The following is a 20,891-nucleotide window of genomic DNA, read 5'->3' as shown; positions in this document are numbered from 1 at the left end:
TGGTGATCGCCCCGCGGCGCACACTCCCCCCGCTGGAGTGCTCGCGCGGGACCAGCCCCGCATAGGCCATCAGCTGCCGCGCGGTGGCGAAACGGCGCAGCGTCCCGACTTCGCTCACGAGCGTCGTGGCGGTCAGGCGTTGCACACCGCGCAGGGCGGCGAGCGCGCTTGATTCACGGGGCGATCGTTCGCCCCCGATGGCCCACGTCCCTCACCCACCACCTAATGGCGCGCTGCCCTATACCTGGGTCCGCTCGTTCTTCAACGCCAGGAATGCCGCACCCGGCGCCCCCGCCAAGAACCTGATGGTGCGCGTGGTGCGCGACGGCGAGGAACGCGTGAGCGTGGCGCTCCCCGCCAGGAGCGCGCGCTGGCTCATCGAGGTGATGCCCAACGACGTGGTGCAGAAGGTCCGCGCCGAGGAGATCCCGATCGACGCGATCATGGCCGACCTGCAGCAGGAAGCGGAACTCTACCCGTGCTCGATCTTCTCGCTCAGCAAGTCCAACCGGCAGGTGGAGGTGTGGCTGGAGTAGGGCTGGCGATCGAACTGCTCGATCCGTCGTTGAATCAGGTGCTGGCGGGGCGTTGCCCGAACAAGCGCGGAGTGGCGCGAAGTGCGGGCTCTCTTTACCGCGCGTCAGCACGGACCGTATTCTCGTACACATGTCCCTCCGAGTCGTCCTCGCTGAGCTTGAGGCGCTTGAACGCGCTGGCGCCGTACCCCGATTCGCCATCGGAGGCGCGGTCGGTGCCACGCGCTACATCGAGCCAGTGGCCACGGAAGACGTGGAGGTATTTGTCGCCGTCCCCGACTCGACTGCCCCGTCACTCGCACCCCTCGGACCGATCGACCAGTTCCTGATAGCGCGCGGGGCGCGCGTAGAGGGCGCTCATCTGTTGATCGGTGACTGGCCGGTCCGGTTTCTTCCGGCCGACGATGCCCTCCTCGCCGAAGCGCTGGCCTCGGCGAACGACGCGCGGCGTCGGCTAGGCCGTTCGCCGAGAAGCTCGCGGTGCTCGACCGGCTGCGAGAGCGGGCCAAAGCGCTCAAGCGCTGCGCGGTGCCACGAAGCTCCGCGTAGCCCATGGCCGACCTGCATCCGAAAGCGGAGCTGCATCCGCGCCCGATCTTCGCCCGATCTTCTCGCTCAACGAGTCCAACGGGCAGGTGGAGGTATGGCCGGAGTAGGGCGCTGCGCGCGGCGATGGTCGGCGAAGCGCACGCCCCTCCCGCGCGGCATCCGGGGCCCGCGCCTAACGCGACACGACGCGCACCCCTACCTGCGCCCGCTTGCGGGTGAAGAACCCCGCGTGCCGCGACACGTCGCTCGCCCACGTCAGCGCCAGGTGCGGCGCCACGGGAATCACCCCCCACGCGCCCACGCCGCGCACCGGAACCACGAGCGGCCCCGTCGCCATGAGCGCCTCGACCTCCGTCCCCACCGACCCCTGCACCGTGAACGAACCGCGATCGCCAAAGAAGTACGCGTAGCGTGCGCTATGCGTCACCACCGGGTCGAGCCTCGCCAGCTGCATGGCGGTCGCCGAGTACGAGAGCATGGCGTTCCCGAGATACTTCTCGATACCCGCCGATCCGCCGCGCACGTCGTTGTCGTCATAGCGGCGCAGCGCACCGCGCGCGGTAAGTCCCCACCCGGCAGGGAGTGCAAGGTTGAGCTGCGCCGCCCCTCCCTGCCGCGGCACCATGACGTGCGTGTCGCTCGCCTCGCCCTCCACGCCAACGGTGACGCGGCGCCCAAGCGGGATGAACAGCTCGGCGGTGGCGCGCCGGTCCTCCCTTCCGAAGCGTTGCAGCTGCTCGGCGCCCACGCCAAGGCCGGCTCGGGTGCTCGCGCTGTAGCGGAGCGACGCCCCCTGGTCCTGCCACGCTGCGGCGCCATTGCTGAGCGCATCGCGACCGGCGCGCAGCTCGACGGTCATCACGTGGCGCCACGGGTCCTGCGCCGCCAGCGATTCGGCGGAGCACAGGAACAACGCGGCGAGGAGGAGTGTGCGAAGGGTGCGAGACATGGATGGGTGGGAGAGGGTCAGACGACGGCGGTCGTCGAGCGCGTCGAGTCTGGCGAGGCGGGAGCGAGGGTCACCGCGTTAGGCGGTGCGCCCCCCGCCGGTGGCTTGGCAAAGCCGCGGCGCTCCATGCGCCCCCAGTCGGTGCGCCCGCGCAGGAACTTCCACAGCCCGCGCAGGCGCCAGACCACGGTGAGCTGGCGATAGCCAAACGATTCGAGGATCAGGAACCAGACCAGGCGCACGCGATCGCTGAAGCGCGTGTAGCGCGGAAAGCTCCACTCCTCCAGCAGGAGCGAGTACATGGAGAGCACGGCGCCAATGCCGTACGCCATGAGGAAGAAGAGGATGGCAAACGACGCGTTGAGGAGCCCCGCGGCGACGCCGAGCACGAGCCCGATCCATCCCAGCAGCTCGACGACCGGGGCCAGGAGCTCGACGAAGACGAAATACGGATAGCACCACATCCCCACCACGCCGTACCGCGGGTTGAACAGCATGCGACGGTGGCGCCACAGCACGTCGGCGAGGCCGCGATGCCAGCGGTCGCGCTGCCGGCCAAGGACGCGCAGCGACTCCGGGCACTCGGTCCAGGCAACAGCGTCGGGGACAAAGAGGACGCGGTGCGAGCGCCGGCCCTCGTACGCCTGGCGGCGCAGCTTGAGGACGAGCTCCATGTCCTCACCCACGGTGTCGTGCGTATAGCCGCCAGCCGCAATCACGGCGTCACGGCGAAAGAGGCCGAAGGCGCCGGAGATGATCAGGTTCCCGCCCACGAGGTTCCACCCCAGCCGCCCGAACAGGAAGGCGCGGAAGTACTCCACCACCTGCACCCCCGCCACGAAGGTGCGCGGCGCGCGCGGGTCGGTGACCCGCCCGGTGGCGATGGTGGAACCGTTGGCGATGCGGATGGTCCCCCCCGCGGCCAGGATGTCGTGGTAGTTGAGGAAGGGGCGCGCCAGGCGCTGCAGCGCGTCGGCATCGACGATGGTGTCGGCGTCGATCACGCAGACCAGGTCGCCGGTGGCCAGGTTGAGCCCCACGTTGAGCGCATCGGCCTTCCCCCCGTTCACCTTGTCCACGACGAGCAGGTTGGGATGACTGCGCGAACGATAGAGCCCGCGCACGGGCTTGGTCTCGATGCGCTTCCAGACGATGCTGTGGATGGGGAGGAGCTCGAAGCGCTCCTTGAGCACCTCCAGTGTGCGATCGGGCGAGCCGTCGTTGATGACGACGAGTTCGAGGTTGGCGTAGTGCAGCGCGAGGAGCGCGGTCACGCTCTCGGCGATGGTCGCTTCCTCGTTGTAGGCCGGCGCCAGGATGCTGATGCTGGGCGTGACCGCGGACCCCATGATGCGCGCGCGCGACTCGCCGCGGATGCGCAGCACGTGCATCGCCAGTTCCCAGGTGGCACAGGTGACGAGGAGGACGTACGAGACGTTGATGGCGATGAAGTAGATGAGGATGGCGAAGTCGAGCGACGCCAGGACGCGCGCCACCACCGGCGCCATGGCGGCGGCGAAGCCGCCCAGGTGGCCCGCCAGGGCGAGCAGCGTGCGCATGAGCGCATCGGCCCATGTGTTCATACCGTCACCTGCAAGTAGACGGTCTCGGGGAGGTCGAGGACCTGGCGCGCCATGTCGGCGGCAAACGGATTCTCGGCGCCCAGCGCGCGCCGCAAGGTGAGCGTCCCCGCCCCACCCATGCGCCGCAGCGCGAGCGCGCTCTCCCGGCGCACCGGCCAGGCCGTATCGCCCAGCAGCTGCAACAGCGCCGAGCATGCCGTCCACGCCCCCAGCTCGCCTAACGCGCGGGCGGCGGCGGCGCGCACCGCCGGGGTGGAGTCGCCGAGCTGCTGCGTGAGCGCCTCGACGGCGCGTTCACCCCCCAGCACGCCGAGCACCGCGGCGGCGCGGGCGCGAATCTCGCCCTGCGAGTGCGACACCAGCGCGAGGGTAGGGTCGAGGAGTTCAGGCTGCCCCAGCCCGCGCGCCACCGAGAGCGCGTCGGCCAGCCCCGGGCGCTCGGGGTCGGCCAGAAAGCGGCGCAGCGCCGTGGCTGCGGGGCGCCCCAGCCGCAACAGCGAGTCCTGCACGGTGAAGCGGCACAGGCGCGCCGGGTCGGCCAGGCGCGAGACGAGTTCGTCGATGATGGCCTGGTCGTCGCGCCCCGCGGCCCAAACAAAGGCCTGCGCCCGCACCACCGCGCTGCGATCGCGCAGGAGCGGGTGCATGGCCGGGGCGTCGTGGTCGAGCGCGGTGAGGACGCGCGCCCCCGCCAGCCGGTTCCACCACCACGGCGACGCGCACATGGACACGGCGCGCTGCGTGACGCCGGTGCGGTGGCCTAACGAGGACAGGCGCTCGCGCCCGCTCCCGGTGAGCGCGCCGCCGAACTCGTGCACCAGCTCCTGCTGCACCGTCCACGGCAGGCGCTCGAAGGTCGCCACGCCGGCGTCGTCGATGGTGCCGGCGGCAATGGCGCGCGCCAGGACCTCACGCCCCGCGGTGCACAGGCGCTCGTGTCGCGCGCGGCGCCAGCGCGCGAGCGCGGCGCTGGTGGCCAGCGCCACGGCAAAGACGATGGTGAGCGTGAGCTCGAGGTACGCCAGGTAGTACGAGACCTGGTACAGGAGCGATTGCTTCATGCGCGCATCGCCCTCCGGATGCGCTCCGCGAGCACGGGGACGCTGAACGGCTTGGGGACGTAGTCGAAGGCGCCCAGCTCGAAGGCCTGCACCGTCTCGGCCTCGGTGGAGCGCGACGAGAGGACGATCACGCGCGTGTGTCGCAGGACATCCTGTTCCCCCAGCGAGCGCAGGAGGGCGAGCCCGTCGAGCTCGGGGAGGTTGACCTCCATGAGGATGAGGCGGGCGCGGATCTCCGGTGGCTCGCCTAACAAGGCGCTCGCCGCCTCCTGCCCGCTGCGCAGCCAGCGCACCTCGTACTGTCGGCTTTGCAGCGCGTGCACGAGGAGCGTGGCCACGGCGGCGTCGTCTTCCACGAGGAGGACGTCGATGCGCCCGGTGGCGCGCTCGTGCGGGTTGCTGGCGACGCCGAGTACCTCGGTGGAGGATGCGCCCCCACTGGAGAGGAGGGCGGCGTCGGCGGCGTCGTGCAGCGATCGCACGTCGCCGGCGTCGTCGGGGAAGGTGGCGATGCCGGCGCTGCAGGTGAAGGCCAGCGTTGCGCCTGACGGCGCGGGGAAGCGGCGGGCGCGCAGCGCCGCCATGATCTCCCGCACGCGCGTGGCGGCGTTGGCGGCGTTGGCGTCGAACAGCCCAATCACGTACTGGTTGGGCCCCCACTGCGACACCACGTCCTCGGCGCGGAACGACTGCTGCAGGAGCTGGCTCACGGCGAGCGACGCGGCATCCACCGCCGACTGCCCCAGGCGCTGCACCGCCTCGGCATAGCCATCGAGGCGCATGGTGATGAGCGTGACTTCGTGCCGGTGGCGGCGCGCGAGCTGCAGGAAGCGATCGAGGTCGCGCTCCGCCTTGCGGCGACCGGCGAGCCCGGTGACGGCGTTGACCTCGTGCGGGCGGCGCGCCTGGCGCGAGCGCCGCAGGCGGTTCTGCACGCGCGGGACCAGCTCGAGCGGCTGCACCGGTTTCCGCACCACGTCGTCGGTTCCCGCGAGATAGGCTTCGCGCACGAACGGCGCTTCGTCGGCGGTGGCGAGGAGGATGACCGGGAGTTCGCGCCAGCGCGGGTCGGCGCGCAGGGCGCGGCAGAGGTCGACCCCGTTCACCGCCGTCGTCACGGCCATCGTTGCCGCGGTGACGACGGCGTCGGGCTGCACCGACTCCAGCGTCTCCCAGAAGGCCATCGGGTCGCCCAGCGGGAGGACGCGCATCCCGCCCTGTTCGAGGATCAGCGTCGTCACCTGCAACGCGTAGGGGTCGCCGTCCACGAGGAGGATGGATGGTTGCCCCAGCTCGCGCGCGGCGATCGCGGTCGCCGCGCGCTCGAGGATCATCGCCGGCGGCTGCCCCGGGAGGAGCGGCCCCGAGGCGCCGGCGCGCGCAATGGCCAGGCGCATGGCCATCGTGTCGCGCGCGGTGACGACGAACGCCGGGACGGCGAGGCGCGTGCCTAACGAATCGAGGAGGGCGATGAGCGCGTCGGGCTCGTCGTCGTTCCCCTCGAGGATGATCGCCTCCGGCGCCTCCTCGGCGATGGCGTGCGCCCCATCGCCAAGCGCCCGCGCGGTGACCTCGAGCCCCATCGAGACCCCCTCGGCGACAAACTGATCGCAGCGCTCGGCGCTCCCGAGGAGGAGGATGCGCGCGGGGAGCGTGCCGTCAGCAGCAACGGCGAGCGTGGCACCGGGGCGCTCCAGCTCGCGGCGCAGGGCGAGCACCTGGTCCGCCAGGCGCATGGCCAGCGGGCGCGCCAGCGTGTGGCGCGACGAGAACGACTGCTCGAGGGCACGGGCCAGTCGCGAGCCACCGCGCATCCCGAAGCTCCCCACGGTTCCGGCCAGCGAGTGGGCCTCGGATTCGGCCAGCTCGCGCAGCTCCTCGTCCAGTTCACCGTCCATGAGCGCGAGGACGGCGCGCTCGAGGACCTCGACACGCCGCAGGTGTCGCTCACGCAGGCGGGCCCAGACCTGCGCGGCCTGCTCCCCGCGCACGGCGGTGAAGAGCGGGGTGGGGCCGATCACGCGCTTGCGTCCCCAGCGCGCGGCAGCGGGGCGCGGCGTGGTTGCACGAGTGAGCGACCGGCGTGCGTGAGCCCCCAACCCCCGGCGCGAGGGAGACCACTCGACAGCGCGAACGATCGTGTGCGGGTGTTCGTCCGACGCATCCTGCTCCAGGTCCACGGCTGCCCGGCCGGCGCGGGGTCGTCCTCCCCCCAAGCTGGCCGTGAGCGGCGGGCGAGGCGTCCCATTGCGGCGATTCCTGCCGCTACCGGGGCGAGTGCCCTCCAATCGTCTCAGCTACAAGGACTTAGGATGGGCGCGTGCGTCACGACGCCGCGTCGCACTCGGCAATTGTTGCCGTCCGTCGCGCGTCGTCTCGCTGGGGAGCGCTGTGGCGCGGAAGCGCCGGTTGTGTGATCCGACGCACAGCTCGGCCGCCGAGGCTCCATCGGGCCGAAAACGAATGTTCCGACATTCTGGCCGAATCGACGCGAGCGGCAGTCCCGGAATGACCGAACATCCGTCGTTGTGTCCGGACGCCGCCGAAGTGCGCTAAGTGCTTTGCGTAGAGGGATTTGTGGCACGGCACCTGCCTTGGTGTGTCGCCAGTCACGCAGCACCGGACGCAGCCCCCACTTTCCCGAGTAACCCCCGCCATGATCAACGCCGCCCGCCTTCGCCGCTTCGCCCCGATCGCGATCCTCCTCACCGTCACCTCGCTCGTCACCGCGTGCTCGACGGAGATGACAGGGCCGAGCGCCAAGAGCCGCTCCGGCTACATCACCACGTCGGCGAGCGTCGCGCCGGTGCGTTCTACTTCTGATACGGTGAGCACCGGGACGGCGGGCTCGGATTCGACGGACACCCCCCCCGTCCGCACGCCCGCGCCCTCCAGGCCTGGCAAGGGCAACAAGACGCTCTCGTCTGGCTACAACGTCCCGGCGTTGTGATGGTCCAAGGGTTTGGGCGCGGATGCGTGTGAAGGCACACGGCTAGCGCTCGGACTCGCGAGGCACGACACCGCACCCTGAACGAAGCGCCTTATCCCCCTTAGGCGCGAAGGAAGCCGCCGAGGACGGAGCAATCCGTCACCGGCGGCTTCTTGCGTCCGCGAGCGGCGCGGGCTCTTGCCCTGCGCGCGAATGCCCTGCAAGGTCGGGCATGATGCCCCTCGCAGAGTCCCCACCGGAGCACGCCTCGTGAACACGCGCCGCCAGTTCCTCATCCAGGCCCCGATCGGAATTCTTGGCGTCGCCGCCGCCTGTCGTGGCGAGGAGCAGGGGGAGACAGGTGGGAAAGGTGCAGCTGGCGGACCGCCACCGACTCCGGGAGCGCCAGTTGCCTTCGGGACGGCGCCGGTGGTGGGGCCCGAAGTCACGGCCATCACCTTCGCCGAGGCGGCCAAGCTGGCGCAGGTCACGCATCGGGAGGATGAGCGGGCGATGATGGCGGAGAGCTGGCGCCGCACGCTCGCGTCCACGATGGAGCGGCGCAGCGGGCCGCGAACGGTCGCGCTGCCGCCGGAGCTGTCACCGGCCAGTACGTGGCGGCCGGCGCAGGCGGTAGGCGTCACGCCGCCATCGCGCGCACGCTTCGTTCGCGCCGCGCTCGACGCCGGGGCCCTTCCCGCCACCGACGACGACATCGCGTTCGCCCCGCTCACCGCGCTCTCGCGCTGGATCGAGCGCCGGCAGCTCACGTCGTTGCGGCTGACGGAGATCTACCTGGCGCGCATCGCCCGGCACGACGCGCGGCTGCGCGCCGTCATCACGCTCACCGCCGATCGCGCGCGCGCGCAGGCCAGCGCCGCCGACGCGGAGATCGCGGCAGGACGCTTTCGCGGGGCGCTGCACGGGATCCCGTTCGGGGTCAAGGACCTCCTCGACACGGCGGGGATCGCGACGACCTACGGCGCCGAGCCGTTCCGCGACCGCGTCCCCACGCGCGACTCGGTGGTGGTGGCGCGATTGCAGCAGGCGGGGGCGGTGCTCATCGCCAAGCTCTCGCTCGGCGCGCTGGCACTCAACGACATCTGGTTCGGGGGACAGACGATGAATCCCTGGCTCCCCGAGGAAGGGGCGTCGGGGTCGAGCGCCGGTCCGGGAGCTGCAACCGCGGCGGGGCTCGTCGGCTTCTCGATCGGGAGCGAAACGGGGGGGAGCATCGTGAGCCCCAGCATGCGTTGCGGCGTGACCGGGCTGCGACCGACGTTTGGGCGCGTGCCGCGCACCGGCGCCATGACGCTGTGCTGGTCGCTGGATAAGCTGGGGCCCATGACGCGCGGCGTCGAGGATGCAATGCTCGTGTTGCGAGCCATCGGCGGCGCCGACGCGGGTGATGTGTCGAGCGTCGATGCCCCGCTCGACTACGACGCGTCGCGGCCGGTGAAGGGGCTCAAGGTGGGGATCTTCCCGGCGTGGATGCAGGAGGCGCCAGCGACGGCGGTCGACCGTGCGGCGGTGGAGTCGCTGCGGACGCTTGGACTCGTCCCCGTCGACCTGACATGGCCCGACATCCCGCACAACGCGCTGATGAACATCCTGTTCAGCGAAGGGGCCGCGGCCTTCGAGGAGCTCACGTTGTCGGGCAAGGACCGCACGCTCAGGTCGCAGGTCCCCGATGCGTGGCCCAACCTCTTCCGCATGGCGCGCTTCCTGTCGGCGGTCGACTTTGTCCAGGCCGACCGGTTGCGCCGGCGCTTCGCGCACGAGCTGGCGTCGATGTTCGCCGAGGTGGACCTCCTGCTCGTCCCCTCGCTGCGCGACGAGGCCCTCACGGTCACCAACTTCACGGGGCATCCATCGCTGACGCTGCGCACCGGCTTCGTGACTGTCTCCACCGCGCGCAGCGACTGGGCCCCCGACCCCCGCAACCCGCTCCCCACATTTAATCCCCCGCGCCGCGTCCCCCACGGCGTCACCCTCATTGGCCGTCTCTTTGACGAGGGCACGATCACGCGCGTCGGCATCGCCCTGGAGCGCGCCTCCAACGCCGCCTCCGCCCGCCCGGAAGGTTTCTAGGACGTCTCGTCTTCCCGTCTTCTCGTCTTCTCGTCTTCTATCCTGAGAGGGGTTCCCGATACCGCTCCCGCAGTATCCCCTGATGGTGCAGCTCGTGCCCGGCGATGAGATACGCGAGGGCAACGCCAGTGATGTGCCCGGTCCCCACGTTGAGGCGGAACTCGAACGTTTCGGCGGCGGCGCTGTCGAGCAGTGCCACGGTCGCGTTGCGCACGGCGCTGAACTCGCGCACCACGTCGGCGAGCGTACGGCGCTCGAACTGCGCAGCGGGGACCCAGGCGTTGTGGTCGAAGCCGGGAAGGAGCGTGGCATCGCCACGCAGCGCGCGCAGCAACCGATAGCTGAGCACGCGCTCGCAATCGCTCAAGTGCCCGATGGTCTCGCGCACGCTCCACTTGCCGGGGGCATAGCGCAGTGCCGCCTGTGCCTCGCCAAAGCCGGCGGCCAGTGCGCGCGTGACGTCGGCGTTGTCACGCAACATGGCGGCAAAGTCGGCGACGTCGGGGACGAGTGCGATCTCGGCGGACAGGATGGCGGCGTACTCACGGGCCAGCGGCCGGCGAAGGTGCGGCATGCTCCCTCCTCGTGTGGGTCCGTCGGTGATGTGCTACCTGTCGTTAGTCGTTGCGCGAGTGACCGCGCTAGCGCCCCCGCGTGCGCATCGCCGCGACGTACATCCGCGCGTAGACGTGTGCGGCGTGTGACCAGGAGTTGTCCTCGCGCATGCCGCGTTCGCGCAGCAGCGCCCATCCCTCACGATCGCGATACGCCTGCAGCGCGCGCCAGATGGCGCCGCCGAAGTGATACGCCTCAAACGGATGAAAGCGGAAGCCGTTGCCGTCGAGCCCCTCACGCACGGTGTCGTTGAGCCCGCCGGTGGCGCGCACGATCGGGACGCTCCCGTAGCGCAGCGCGATCATCTGCCCCAGGCCGCAGGGCTCGAAGCGCGACGGCATGAGGAACATGTCGCTCCCCGCATAGATGCGCTGCGCCATCGACGCATCGAAGGCGGTGCGTACGAAGATGCGATCCGGATGCTCGGCGGCATGGCGGCGGAAGACGCCTTCCAGATGCGGATGACCACTGCCGAGGAGGACGAGTTGCGCGTCGGTGTCGCGCAGGAGCCAGGGGAGGACCGTTTCGAGGAGATCGAACCCTTTCTGGTCGGCAAGGCGGGAGACGACGCCGAGGAGGGGGCGATGGCCTTCGACGGGGAGCTTGGCCTCGCGCTGGAGCGCGGCCTTGCACGTGGCCTTGCCGGCGGGGCTGTCGGCGCGGTATGGGGCGGCGAGGTTGGGGTCGGTGAACGGATCGAAGACCATCGTGTCGATCCCGTTGAGGATCCCCACCAGGCGATCGCGACGAGAGCGCAGGACGCCGTCGAGCCCCTCGCCATACTCCGGCGTCATGATCTCCTCGGCGTACGTGGGGCTCACCGTGCTGACGATGTCGCAGTGCACGATGCCGCGCGCCATGAAGTTGAAGGCGCCGTAGAAGCGCCCCCCTAACGCGTCCTCCAGCGATCCCCACTCGCCGAGCCCCGCCAGCCCCATCGTGGACGACGGGGCAAAGCCCTGGTAGGCGAGGTTGTGGATGGTGAAGACGGTGGCGATGTGGCCGAAGGTGTAGGCGAGTGTCGTCCGCAGGTAATTGGGGACGAGTGCGGCGTGCCAGTCGTGGCAGTGCACCACGTCGGGCTGCCATCCGTCCACTTCGCGCAGGTGCTGGAGGAGGTCGAGGACGCCGCGGGCAAACAGGAGAAAGCGACGATGGTCGTCGTTTTCACCATAGATCGCGCTGCGTTCGAAGGCGGCGGGGATGTCGAGGAGATAGGTGGGCGCGCTGCCGCCTTGCAATCGCCAGACGCGCTGCTCCTCGGCGCGCTCGCCGATGGGGAGGAACGAGGCGGCGATGGGGCCGTCCATGGCGACGCCCTTCTCGCGGAGCGCGCGGTAGCGCGGCATGGCCACGCGCACGTCGTGGCCGATGGCGCGCAGGGCGGCGGGGAGGGCGCCGGCGACATCGGCCAGTCCGCCGGTCTTGACCAAGGGGTCGACTTCCGCGGCGACAAAGAGGACATTCATGCACGTACGCTACGATGTGCCCGCCCGCGGTGCAAAGTTTCGCTGGCCCGCATGACCCTCACGTCGTCCCCGAACGCCTCGTATCCATGACTGCCCCGTATCGTCCTGGCTCCATCGGTCGCAACACGATGGCCTATGTCCTGGCCGGGGGGCGCGGGTCGCGCCTGTACGAACTGACCGACCGTCGCGCCAAGCCGGCGGTCTTCTTTGGCGGCAAGGCGCGCATCATTGACTTCGCGCTGTCCAACGCGCTCAACTCGGGGATCCGCCGCATCGGGGTGGCGACGCAGTACAAGGCGCACTCGCTCATCCGTCACCTGCAACGCGGCTGGAACTTCCTGCGTCCCGAGCGCAACGAATCGTTTGACATCCTCCCCGCGTCGCAACGCGTGAGCGAGACGGCCTGGTACGAGGGAACGGCCGATGCGGTCTACCAGAACACCGACATCATCGAGGCTTATCACCCGGAGTACATGGTGATCCTGGCCGGTGACCACATCTACAAGATGGACTACGAGCGCATGCTCCAGCAGCACGTCGATCAGGGGGCCGACGTGACGGTGGGGGTGCTCGAGGTGCCGCGCATGGAGGCGACGGGGTTCGGCGTGATGCATGTGGACGCCGAGGATCGCATCGTCCACTTCCTCGAGAAGCCGACGGATCCGCCGGGGATCCCCGGCAATCCGGAGATGGCGCTGGCCAGCATGGGGATCTACGTCTTCCGGACGACGTTCCTGTTCGACCTCCTGCGCCGCGACGCGGCCGACGCGACGTCGAGCCGCGACTTCGGGAAGGACATCATTCCGTACGTGGTGGAGCACGGGAAGGCGGTGGCGCACCGCTTCAGCACCTCGTGCGTGAAGTCGGACGCCGAGCACGACGCGTACTGGCGCGATGTGGGGACGATCGATGCGTACTGGGAGGCCAACATCGACCTCACGACGGTGGTCCCGAACCTCGACATCTTCGACGAGAAGTGGCCCATCTGGACGTACGCCGAGGTGACGCCGCCGGCCAAGTTCGTGCATAACGAGGAGGGGCGGCGCGGGCTGGCGGTGAACTCGCTCGTCTCGGGCGGGTGCATCATTTCCGGCGCCTCGCTGCACAAGACGCTCCTCTTTACCGGGGTCAAGGTGCACTCCTATGCGCAGCTCGACGGCGCGGTGGTGCAGCCCTACGTCGAGATCGGGCGCGGGGCGCGGCTACGCAACGTGGTGGTCGACCGTGGCGTGGTGATCCCGGCGGGGATGGTGGTGGGAGAGGACCCGCGCGAGGATGCGCGCCGCTTCCGTCGTAGCGAGCGCGGGACGGTGTTGATTACGCAGCCGATGGTGGACTCACTCAAATAGCTAGAAGACGAGAAGCCTGTCCCAGCGAAAGCTGGGAACGAGAAGCGTGTTCCAGCGAAGGCTGGGGACGAGGGGGGGCGGCGGTTCCTAGCGGGCGGGGATGGTGATGCGGAGGTTGGCTTCGTTCACGGGCGGGGTGCCGCCTAACGGGACGAAGCGCAGCACCACGCGGGCGGTGTCGAAGTAGGCGGCGCCGGTGATGTGCCGCGGGTACTTGGGGGCGCTGGCGAGGGCGACGACGGTGGCGGTCGCGGTGTCGAGGAAGGGGGGTGCGTTGCCGCCGGCGGACAGGCGATGCACGGTCACGCTGTAGAAGCCGTTGTCGTCGCCTTCGAGCCGCGGCGAGGTGCAGTTGCAGCTGTCGCCCGTTCGCACCAGCCCCTCGATGCTGTCGAGGGCGAGCCCCCTGGGGTCGGTGATGCGCCCGAAGACGTAGGCGCAGCCGATGGCATTGGGGTAGCGCGCCGTGGGGGCGCATTGCCCGGAGACCGACGAGGTGCCGTCGTTGCCGCAGGCCATCGCGAGGGCGCAGGCAGCGATGGTGGCCAGGGCGGTGGCGGCGGCGGGGGGCGGCGGGGGCGGCGGACGCAAGTCCCGGCACTGGCGGTTGCGCCTCACCCTCGCGACAGGAGCTGCACGAGCACGCCGTTTGTCCATCCGAAGCCGTCCTGCACCGCATACTCCCCGCCGCCAGCCACGCGTCCCGGGTGCTCGACGTCGTACTTCTCCAGGAAGTGACCGGTTTGGCGGTAGATGCTCGTGTTGGCGTCGATCCACCGGCGTGCGCCCTCGTGGGCCAGCTCGGTGAAGCCGTAGCGACGCAACCCCTCGACAACGATCCATTGCAGCGGCGCCCAACCGTTGGGAGCGTCCCACTGCTGGCCGGTGTTAGTCAGCGTCGTCACCCAGCCGCCGGGGCGCAGGAAGTCGGCACGGAGTCGATCGGCAACGCGTTGCGCCTGGCCGTCGGTCGCAACGCCGACAAAGAGCGGCCACGCCCCGGCGAGCGTGAGGATTCCCGTCGACTTTCCGGTGGCGTGGTGGACGTCGCAGAAGAAGCCGTGCGACTCGTCGAAGAAGAGGGAGCGCAGCAGCGCCCGGCGCTTGGCCGCGCGATCGCGAAAGCGCGTCGCCGCCGCGATGTCACCGCCCCGCTCGCGAATCCCGGCCAGCACCGTCTCGAGATGAAAGAGGATGCTGTTGAGGTCCACCGGGAGGAGCGACGTGGTGCGGATCGACGCGAAGGCGCGCGTCTCGTCGAACCAGCGCGAGCTGAAGTCCCACCCCGATTCGCACGCCGCCCTCAGGTCGCGGAACAGGTCACTCGCCTCGCGCGTGGTCTCTGCCGCCAGTTCGAGGTCTTCGGCGTAGCTCTCCTGGCGCGGTTCCGCGGCATCGTCCCAATAGCGATTGAGCACGACGTCGCCGAAGCGCACGACACGACGCGCGGACTGACCCGGTGCCAGCGACTCGCCGCCCGCCATCCAGAACGCATACTCGCGTTCGAGCTGCGCACCATACCGGTCGACAATCGCCGTGTCCCCAGTTGCCTGAGCCAGCAGCTCGACCATCAGCACGAAGAGTGGTGGCTGCGAGCGCGTGCCATAGTACGTGCGGGTACCGTTGGGAATGAAGCCGATGCGATCGACGAGCGATGCGAAGTTCGCCACCATCTCCCCCAGGATGTCGTGCCTCCCCGAGACGGCGAGGCCGAGCATCGTGAAGTAGCTGTCCCAGTAGTACAACTCGCGAAAGCGACCGCCGGGGACGACGTAGCGGTGGGGGAGCGGAATGAGCGACGCGAAGGGGATGTCCGGGTCGGCGGGACGCACGAGCTTGTCCCAGAGGCGGTCCACCTGCGCGCGCACGTCGTCGGCAGGTGCAAGACCGCTCGCCGCCGCGTCGGCCGCGGGGAGGTCGAAGTGCGCTTGCACGAAGGCGCCGAGGTCGAAGCCCGGGCGCTCACGCTCCGTGCGATACTGGCGCACGATGGCCTCGGGCATGCCGCGGGGAACGGCGTCGACGAAAGTCTTGGAGTCACGGTACAGGCGAGAGCGCTGAACCGCCTCGAACAGCTCGCCGTACAGCTCACGCGGCGACTGCATGGTGCTCATGCCGGCTGCGCGGCGGCGGATGCGTCGCTCGCGGCGCGTGCGGCGATCGCCGCCTGACGCCTGAGCTGGTACAACGCCAGCGTGAGGCAGATGATGGGCGCGAGCGAGAAGTAGAACGCCGTCGTGCCGCCGAAGTGCTGGAAGAGCTGCCCGGTGATGAGCGACCCCGTGGTTCCGCCCAGCGCCGAGAAGACGACGATGAGTCCAGCCATGGGCGCGTGCTGCCGGAGTGGGAGCGCGGTGAGGATGACCGAGTTTATGGCCGGATAGATGGGCGAGAGACAAAGCCCGATGAGCGGGAAGACAAAGGCGGCGAGCGGCGCACTTCCCCAGGTGGAGACTTCTGCCGTCCCCACGTTCCTCGTGAGCGGGAGCGCGACCAGGACAAGCACGGCGGCGATGACTAGGCTCGTGACGAGTACCGTGAACCAGTTGAAGCGTCGCAGCACGATGCCCGCCGTGAAGCGACCCAGCGCGGTGGAGGCGGCGAGGATGCTCGCCATCTGGATGCTGAGCGACGCCGAGAGGTGCAGGATGCGGCTATTGAACGTGGGGAGCCACGACATGATGCTCTGCTCGATCAGGACGTAGAGGAACGCACTGATGATGAAGACGAGCACCAGGGGGCGCGCGCAGAGGCGGATCATCTCCGCGAAGTCCTCCGCCAACGGTCGCGCCACGGCGGGGTGCACACTGCTCTCATCGAGGCGCGCCAGCGAGAGCAGGAGGAGGGCGGCGAAGGAGAGAGCGGCGAGCGCGTAGTACACGTTGAGCCACTGCGTCGACGAGGCCTCGGTGTCGGAGACAAACGCGCTGAAGATGAAGTACCCCGAGAGGATGCCGACCATGAAGAACGACTCGAGGAAGTTCATGAAGGAGGCGTGGTCCTCCTTGGTGCGAGTCACGAGTCCGAGCGTGGCGAAGACCGAGACCTTGGTGAGCGCGAAGCCGATGCCGGTGGCGGCAAAGAGCGCCTTGGTCATCCAGAACGCCGGGAGCTGCGGCATGAGCAGGCACGCCAGGGCGACCAACGCCAGGGCGATCTGCATGCTGCGCTTGTATCCGATGCGCGTGAGGAACGAAGCGACGAGGAATGACGTGATCGCGATCGGGAGGTCCTTGAACGCCTCGAGGACGCTGGCCTGTGCGGCCGAGACGCCGTAGCTGTTCTGTACTTGCAGGATCACGGTCCCGACGCTGTTGAGCAGGATCGCGAAGACGAAGTAGTTGATGAACAGCGAGATCTTGACGAGCCACTGGTTCATGCGAGGGCGTGGCGGGAGGTGAAGGGGCCCATCGTCAGAGAGTCTACACGGACTTCGCAATCGCCGACGCCGTCCTCAGCCCCACGGCCACGAACGTCAACGTCCCGTTGCAGCACGAGGCGCTCGGCTGCGTTGGCGCCCCGCCCACCCAGAGATTCTCATGGTCGTGCGCGCGCCCCCACCCGTCCACCACGCTCGTGGTCGGGTCGTTGCCGGCGCGGCACCCGCCGGTGGGGTGCTCCTGCCCGATGTCGTTGGCGTTGCTGGCGAGCGAGATCACCTCGCCCCCTCCTGCCTTGGCCATGCGACGGAACAAGTTGCGCAGCTCCTCTTCCTGCCACGGGCGCAGCGCCTCGCTCTCCGGCGCATCCTTGAAGGTCACGAGCGGCATGGGGTCGCCCCACCGGTTCTTGCGCGTGTCGTCGAGGACGAACTTGCTCTCCCGGTGGGGGAGAACGTCGTAATAGGCGCGCACGCGCGCCGTGGCGCCCTTTGCGCGCTGCTTCCAGTCGGCGAGGAGCGCGTCCCCTAACAACAGATTGCCTTTGTCGTCACGCAGGCGCGCCCCGCGCCCCACGCTCGACTCCCACAGGCGCAGGTCGTGCCGCAGGTACTTCCCGCCGGGATAGCTGGCGCGCTGGAACTGCTTGCTCACGAGCGAGTGCTGCGCGTTGAGCCCGGGATACAGCTCCAGCGGCAGCGAAATCTGCCCGCCGATGTTGCGGTGCCCGGCGAGGTACTTCCCTACCAACCCGCTGCGGTTGGCGAGGCCGTTGGGATGCGCGGCATCGCGCGAGAGGAGGAGCAAGTGCGGCGACCAGATGAAGCCGGCGGCGAGGACGAAGGTCTGCCCCTCGATCGTCACCTCCTCGCCACTGGCGTCGGTGCGGTTGCCGGTGGCGCGTACGATGCGCCCGGTCTTCGCGTCGGCGACCAGGCGCCGCACGAGCGTCCCGGTGACCAGCGTGACCCGCTTTGACTTCACCAGCGCATCCCACGTGAAGTCGGGGGAGTACTTTGCGCCTGACGGGCAGACGGGATAGCACGTGTCGCAGCGCTGGCACTGCGCGCGCCCCTGATACGGCACGGTGGCCTTGGCCGAGGGACAGCTCCAGCTGGCGATGCCGGCCTGGGTGGCCCACAGTTGCAGCTGCTGAAGGTTGTAGTTGACGGGAATGGGCGGCAGGGGATACGGCTTCCCGCGCGGATCCATCGCCGGCGGCCCCTGCTCGCCGGCGATGCCCATGCGCTCCTCGGCTTCCTGATAGAAGGGATCGAGGTCCTCGTACGTGTACGGCCAGTCGGTGCCGATCCCGTACAGCGAATTCGTGATGAAGTCCTCCGGCGAGTAGCGCGGCGTCACTCCGCCCCAGTGCATCGCCAAGCCGCCCACGTGCATGTTGGGGGAGAAGCCGTACGTCACGCCGAAGGCGTTCTGGTCCTCGAGGTGGTCGCGCGCCCACGGGTTCTCGCCATAGGCGAGGAATCGCTTGCGCGCCGCCGTGCGCTCGGCGAACGGGGTGCTCGCCGGTCCCGCCTCGATGACGACAATGGAGCGCGTGGTGTGCTCGGCGAGGTGGGCCGCCATGTTGGCGGCGGTTATCCCGCTCCCGATGATGACGATGTCGCCGCCGACGGTCGTCATGCGTCACCCCCGGCGAGCGGGAGCGGCTTGCGCTCCACGCCTTGCAACTGGCGGCAGGTGTCGCGGGCCACCTTGGCGCCGAGGGCGAGGTCCCAGGCGTCGGGGCTGTTGGTCCAGTGGGCGAGGAGGGCCAGGGCGACGTGCGGCGCGCCTAACGCGTCGGGGATCGCCGCGCTGCCAAACGGGGCGAGCGCCGCGGTGACGACGGCGCGACGCCCCTCGGCGTCGAGCTCGGCAAAGGGGCGCTGCCGCGAGCGCCGCGCGAGGAGATCGAGCCCCTCGAGCTGGGCGCGCCACCCGGGCGCCGGGTCCGGGGGGAGGTAGCGGATGTCGGCGTAGCCGTAGCCGTGCATCTCCTCGGCGACTGGCGCGTACTCGTCGACCCAGGCAACGAAGGCGTCGACGGCGCCCTTCTGCCGCGCGCTCCCCAACGAGGCGGGGAGGAGGACCTCGCCCAGGGCGTCGAGCGTGCGTCGGTCGAAGCCGGTGCCGCGCGCCCCGCCCGTGGCGGCCGGCGCTTCGCCCGTCCCCTTCGAGTCGGATGGCGTGCAGGCGACCACGCCGGCGGTGGACGCTGCAACGGTGGTGGCGGCGACGGTCCCTGCGACCTTGAGGAAGGCGCGGCGAGAGGGAACTTGCGGTGTCGGTTCGTCGGACACGAGGCGGGGCGAGTGCGAGATGGTTACGACTCGGGTAACGCTGCGGGACGGGCGACGTCGCGCGGAACATTGCGCACGGCGCGCTCGCCGTCGAGTGGTCGAATGCGCGCAGTGCGATAGCCGGCGCGTGGGGCCACTCGAAGCAAGGAATGCGGTGGCGGTGGGGAAGCGGATGGGGCCGAGACCGGCGCTTGCCCGCCGTGCGCCCCGCGAACATGCTTGCGCTACCGGTGCGCCGGTTCAGCCGATCGCCCTACACACGCCGTGATGCCGCCAGCGCCCGACACTCCCGAGTTCCGGACCGTCCTGTCGCGTGGGTTGCGCTCGAGAAGACGTACGTTTCGCTCGCTGCGCATCGGCGCTGGTGCATGCGCGTTGCTGCTGTCGTTCGCGTCGGATGGGCGCTCGCAGGCGGGCTCGCCGGTGCGCTCGCAGGAACTACCGCGGGCTTCGGTCGACACGCGGGGGCGTGCATCGGCGCCGTGGATGATCGCCCCCTTCACCAAGCCGGCCGACGTCAATCCGATTCTCTCACCGCGCGCCACGTCGCTCTTCCGCTCGCCGATGGGCGACACCGACGTGCGATGGGAGGAGTTCGCCACCTTCAACCCGGCGGCGGTGGTGCGCGACGGGAAGGTCTATCTCCTGTACCGCGCCGAAGACGCGACCGGTGCCTCGGTCATCGGTGGCCACACGTCGCGCCTGGGGTTGGCCGAGAGCAGCGATGGGCTGCACTTCACGCGTCGGCCGGCGCCGGTGCTCTATCCCGATCGCGATGCGCAACAGGGGAACGAGTGGCCGGGGGGTGTGGAGGACCCGCGGCTCGTCGAATCGGAGGACGGGCGCTACGTCCTGACGTACACGCAGTGGAACCGCGAGGTGCCGCGCCTGGCGGTGGCGACGTCGCGCGACCTGGTGCACTGGGAGAAGCATGGTCCCGCCTTTGCCGCTGCAGCTGGCGGGAAGTACCTGGCGACCGAGAGCAAGTCGGGGGCGATCCTCGCGCGCCTGGTGGGCGATCGCCTGGTCGCGGCCAAGGTCAACGGGAAGTACTGGATGTACTACAACGTCCCGCACGTGCTGATCGCGACCTCCGACGACCTGGTGCATTGGACGCCGCTGGAAGACGCCGACGGCAAGGCACTCCGCGTGTTGTCGCCGCGCGCGGGGTACTTCGATTCGTGGCTGGTGGAAGCGGGGCCGCCACCGCTCCTCACCGCGCGCGGGATCGTGATGCTCTACAACGCGGGGAACGACCAGCGCTTCGGCGACCCATCCATACCCTCGCGCACCTACACGGCCGGACAGGCGCTCTTCGACTCGGCCAATCCGCTCAAGCTCCTGGATCGCACGCCAACGCCCTTCCTGCGCCCCACCGAACCGTACGAGAAGACGGGTCAGTACGTCGAGGGGACGACCTTCGTCGAGGCGTTGATTCGCTTCAAGGGGCGATGGTTCCTCTACTACGGCACCGCCGACTCGCGCGTGGGCGTGGCGACGTCGTTGGCCCCGGTTCCGCGTTAGGCGTGCTGCGCCGGCCGCGGCGCTACCATGGCCGGAGGTCGCGCGCCATGGCCGTCGCCAGGAAGACGATGAGGATGATGGCGTACGTCTCCCACGCCGAGATGCGCGCCAGGCGCGGCGCCAGTCCCACGTCGATGGGGTCCCCGCGTTGCTGCTGCCGGCGCCAGCGGATGAGCGTCGTCATCACCCACAGCTCGACCGCCAGGATGACGGTGACGAGGACCAGCTTGGCAAGGAAGAACGGTTGGTGCAGGTAGTAACCCGTCCCCTTCTCGAAGCCGAAGAAAGCGCGGGCAAGGCCGGTGGGATACCACAGCAGCGCGGCGATGCCGTACCAGTTGTCGTGCGTGAAGACGCGACGAAGCGTCTCGCGGTCGTCGCCGCTGGTGAGTCGCTTGAGGGCGCGGCCGCGCACCCACACGCTCTCCATCCCGATGCCGAGCGCCAGCAGGTGCAACGCGGCAAGGAGCCAGCGGATGGTCATCGAGTGGCGAGGCGTCGGGAGGGAGGGGCACGCATGAGCCGCCGGCAGCGTATGCGACGGCTGGGGCGC

At 69.7% G+C, this 20,891-nt stretch carries 18 protein-coding genes; 5 read left to right on the top strand and 13 right to left on the bottom strand.

Annotation, left to right across the window (positions count from 1 at the left end; genetic code table 11):
- Positions 1–145 (bottom strand): IS110 family transposase (locus IT359_16070; GenBank protein ID MCC6930504.1); only part of this gene is annotated, 145 nt, incomplete at its 3' end.
- A 52-nt stretch (positions 146–197) separates the two neighbouring features.
- Here IT359_16070 and IT359_16065 point away from each other — a divergent pair.
- Positions 198–536 (top strand): hypothetical protein, encoded by a 339-nt coding sequence (locus IT359_16065; GenBank protein ID MCC6930503.1) that lies wholly within the window; start codon positions 198–200, stop codon positions 534–536.
- A 721-nt stretch (positions 537–1,257) separates the two neighbouring features.
- Here the strand turns inward: IT359_16065 and IT359_16060 are convergent.
- Genes IT359_16060 through IT359_16045 form a run of 4 tightly spaced genes read right to left on the bottom strand, consistent with a single transcriptional unit; the run spans position 1,258 to position 6,699 of the window.
- Positions 1,258–2,034 (bottom strand): YaiO family outer membrane beta-barrel protein, encoded by a 777-nt coding sequence (locus tag IT359_16060; protein ID MCC6930502.1) that lies wholly within the window; start codon positions 2,032–2,034, stop codon positions 1,258–1,260.
- A 17-nt stretch (positions 2,035–2,051) separates the two neighbouring features.
- Positions 2,052–3,617 carry a glycosyltransferase family 2 protein gene (locus IT359_16055; GenBank protein ID MCC6930501.1) on the bottom strand — a complete coding sequence of 522 codons (1,566 nt, stop codon included), beginning with the start codon at positions 3,615–3,617 and terminating at the stop codon, positions 2,052–2,054.
- The gene (locus IT359_16050) at positions 3,614–4,678 is read right to left on the bottom strand and encodes a HEAT repeat domain-containing protein (protein MCC6930500.1); all 1,065 of its coding nucleotides are present in this window, start codon (positions 4,676–4,678) and stop codon (positions 3,614–3,616) included. Before IT359_16050 ends, IT359_16055 begins: the two co-directional genes overlap by 4 nt.
- Complete coding sequence (locus tag IT359_16045) at positions 4,675–6,699, bottom strand: response regulator (GenBank protein ID MCC6930499.1); 2,025 nt, start codon at positions 6,697–6,699, stop codon at positions 4,675–4,677. Before IT359_16045 ends, IT359_16050 begins: the two co-directional genes overlap by 4 nt.
- 635 nt (positions 6,700–7,334) lie before the next feature.
- Between IT359_16045 and IT359_16040 the strand changes: the two genes are divergently transcribed.
- Positions 7,335–7,628, top strand: a complete 294-nt coding sequence (locus tag IT359_16040) for a hypothetical protein (protein MCC6930498.1) — start codon at positions 7,335–7,337, stop codon at positions 7,626–7,628.
- A 249-nt stretch (positions 7,629–7,877) separates the two neighbouring features.
- Positions 7,878–9,698: an amidase gene (locus tag IT359_16035; protein ID MCC6930497.1), complete on the top strand. Its 1,821-nt coding sequence runs from the start codon at positions 7,878–7,880 to the stop codon at positions 9,696–9,698.
- Between the two features lie 37 nt (positions 9,699–9,735).
- Here IT359_16035 and IT359_16030 read toward each other — a convergent pair whose 3' ends face one another.
- Together IT359_16030 and IT359_16025 are read right to left on the bottom strand one after the other, a co-directional pair.
- Positions 9,736–10,272 (bottom strand): DinB family protein, encoded by a 537-nt coding sequence (locus IT359_16030; protein MCC6930496.1) that lies wholly within the window; start codon positions 10,270–10,272, stop codon positions 9,736–9,738.
- A 67-nt stretch (positions 10,273–10,339) separates the two neighbouring features.
- A complete protein-coding gene (locus tag IT359_16025) occupies positions 10,340–11,782 on the bottom strand; it encodes a glycogen synthase (GenBank protein MCC6930495.1) in 1,443 nt (480 codons plus the stop codon).
- A gap of 86 nt (positions 11,783–11,868) precedes the next feature.
- Between IT359_16025 and glgC the strand changes: the two genes are divergently transcribed.
- Positions 11,869–13,131, top strand: a complete 1,263-nt coding sequence (gene glgC, locus IT359_16020; protein MCC6930494.1) for a glucose-1-phosphate adenylyltransferase — start codon at positions 11,869–11,871, stop codon at positions 13,129–13,131.
- An 87-nt stretch (positions 13,132–13,218) separates the two neighbouring features.
- Here the strand turns inward: glgC and IT359_16015 are convergent, their stop codons facing one another.
- The 5 genes from IT359_16015 to IT359_15995 are packed head-to-tail and all read right to left on the bottom strand — an operon-like array spanning position 13,219 to position 18,814.
- Positions 13,219–13,722: a hypothetical protein gene (locus IT359_16015; protein MCC6930493.1), complete on the bottom strand. Its 504-nt coding sequence runs from the start codon at positions 13,720–13,722 to the stop codon at positions 13,219–13,221.
- 23 nt (positions 13,723–13,745) lie between these two features.
- Entirely contained in the window at positions 13,746–15,245 is a 1,500-nt protein-coding gene (gene treF / locus IT359_16010; GenBank protein MCC6930492.1) for an alpha,alpha-trehalase TreF, read from the bottom strand.
- Positions 15,242–16,510, bottom strand: a complete 1,269-nt coding sequence (locus IT359_16005; GenBank protein ID MCC6930491.1) for an MFS transporter — start codon at positions 16,508–16,510, stop codon at positions 15,242–15,244. The genes treF and IT359_16005 overlap by 4 nt, the downstream gene beginning before the upstream one ends.
- A 43-nt stretch (positions 16,511–16,553) precedes the next feature.
- A complete protein-coding gene (locus IT359_16000; GenBank protein MCC6930490.1) occupies positions 16,554–18,155 on the bottom strand; it encodes a GMC family oxidoreductase in 1,602 nt (533 codons plus the stop codon).
- Positions 18,152–18,814 carry a hypothetical protein gene (locus IT359_15995; protein ID MCC6930489.1) on the bottom strand — a complete coding sequence of 221 codons (663 nt, stop codon included), beginning with the start codon at positions 18,812–18,814 and terminating at the stop codon, positions 18,152–18,154. Before IT359_15995 ends, IT359_16000 begins: the two co-directional genes overlap by 4 nt.
- 264 nt (positions 18,815–19,078) lie before the next feature.
- Here IT359_15995 and IT359_15990 point away from each other — a divergent pair, with 264 nt between their 5' ends.
- Positions 19,079–20,338, top strand: coding sequence for a hypothetical protein (locus IT359_15990; protein ID MCC6930488.1), 1,260 nt, complete (start codon positions 19,079–19,081; stop codon positions 20,336–20,338).
- A gap of 22 nt (positions 20,339–20,360) precedes the next feature.
- Here IT359_15990 and IT359_15985 read toward each other — a convergent pair whose 3' ends face one another.
- Positions 20,361–20,822, bottom strand: a complete 462-nt coding sequence (locus IT359_15985; GenBank protein MCC6930487.1) for a DUF2214 family protein — start codon at positions 20,820–20,822, stop codon at positions 20,361–20,363.
- Positions 20,823–20,891: the final 69 nt, after the last annotated feature.

The organism is Gemmatimonadaceae bacterium (assembly GCA_020852815.1).
Taxonomy (GTDB): domain Bacteria; phylum Gemmatimonadota; class Gemmatimonadetes; order Gemmatimonadales; family Gemmatimonadaceae; genus SCN-70-22.
The sequence above is the reverse complement of the archived record's forward strand: the minus strand, read 5'-3'. Positions and strand labels throughout refer to the sequence as shown.

Bases quoted from the DNA above. Each gene is read 5' to 3' on its own strand.
- glgC (MCC6930494.1), top strand. From the start codon at position 11,869: ATGACTGCCCCGTATCGTCCTGGCTCCATCGGTCGCAACACGATGGCC.
- IT359_16005 (MCC6930491.1), bottom strand. From the start codon at position 16,510: ATGAACCAGTGGCTCGTCAAGATCTCGCTGTTCATCAACTACTTCGTC.
- IT359_16030 (MCC6930496.1), bottom strand. From the start codon at position 10,272: ATGCCGCACCTTCGCCGGCCGCTGGCCCGTGAGTACGCCGCCATCCTG.
- IT359_16025 (MCC6930495.1), bottom strand. From the start codon at position 11,782: ATGAATGTCCTCTTTGTCGCCGCGGAAGTCGACCCCTTGGTCAAGACC.
- IT359_16000 (MCC6930490.1), bottom strand. From the start codon at position 18,155: ATGACGACCGTCGGCGGCGACATCGTCATCATCGGGAGCGGGATAACC.
- IT359_16055 (MCC6930501.1), bottom strand. From the start codon at position 3,617: ATGAACACATGGGCCGATGCGCTCATGCGCACGCTGCTCGCCCTGGCG.
- IT359_15985 (MCC6930487.1), bottom strand. From the start codon at position 20,822: ATGACCATCCGCTGGCTCCTTGCCGCGTTGCACCTGCTGGCGCTCGGC.
- IT359_16060 (MCC6930502.1), bottom strand. From the start codon at position 2,034: ATGTCTCGCACCCTTCGCACACTCCTCCTCGCCGCGTTGTTCCTGTGC.
- IT359_16065 (MCC6930503.1), top strand. From the start codon at position 198: ATGGCCCACGTCCCTCACCCACCACCTAATGGCGCGCTGCCCTATACC.
- IT359_16040 (MCC6930498.1), top strand. From the start codon at position 7,335: ATGATCAACGCCGCCCGCCTTCGCCGCTTCGCCCCGATCGCGATCCTC.
- treF (MCC6930492.1), bottom strand. From the start codon at position 15,245: ATGAGCACCATGCAGTCGCCGCGTGAGCTGTACGGCGAGCTGTTCGAG.
- IT359_16050 (MCC6930500.1), bottom strand. From the start codon at position 4,678: ATGAAGCAATCGCTCCTGTACCAGGTCTCGTACTACCTGGCGTACCTC.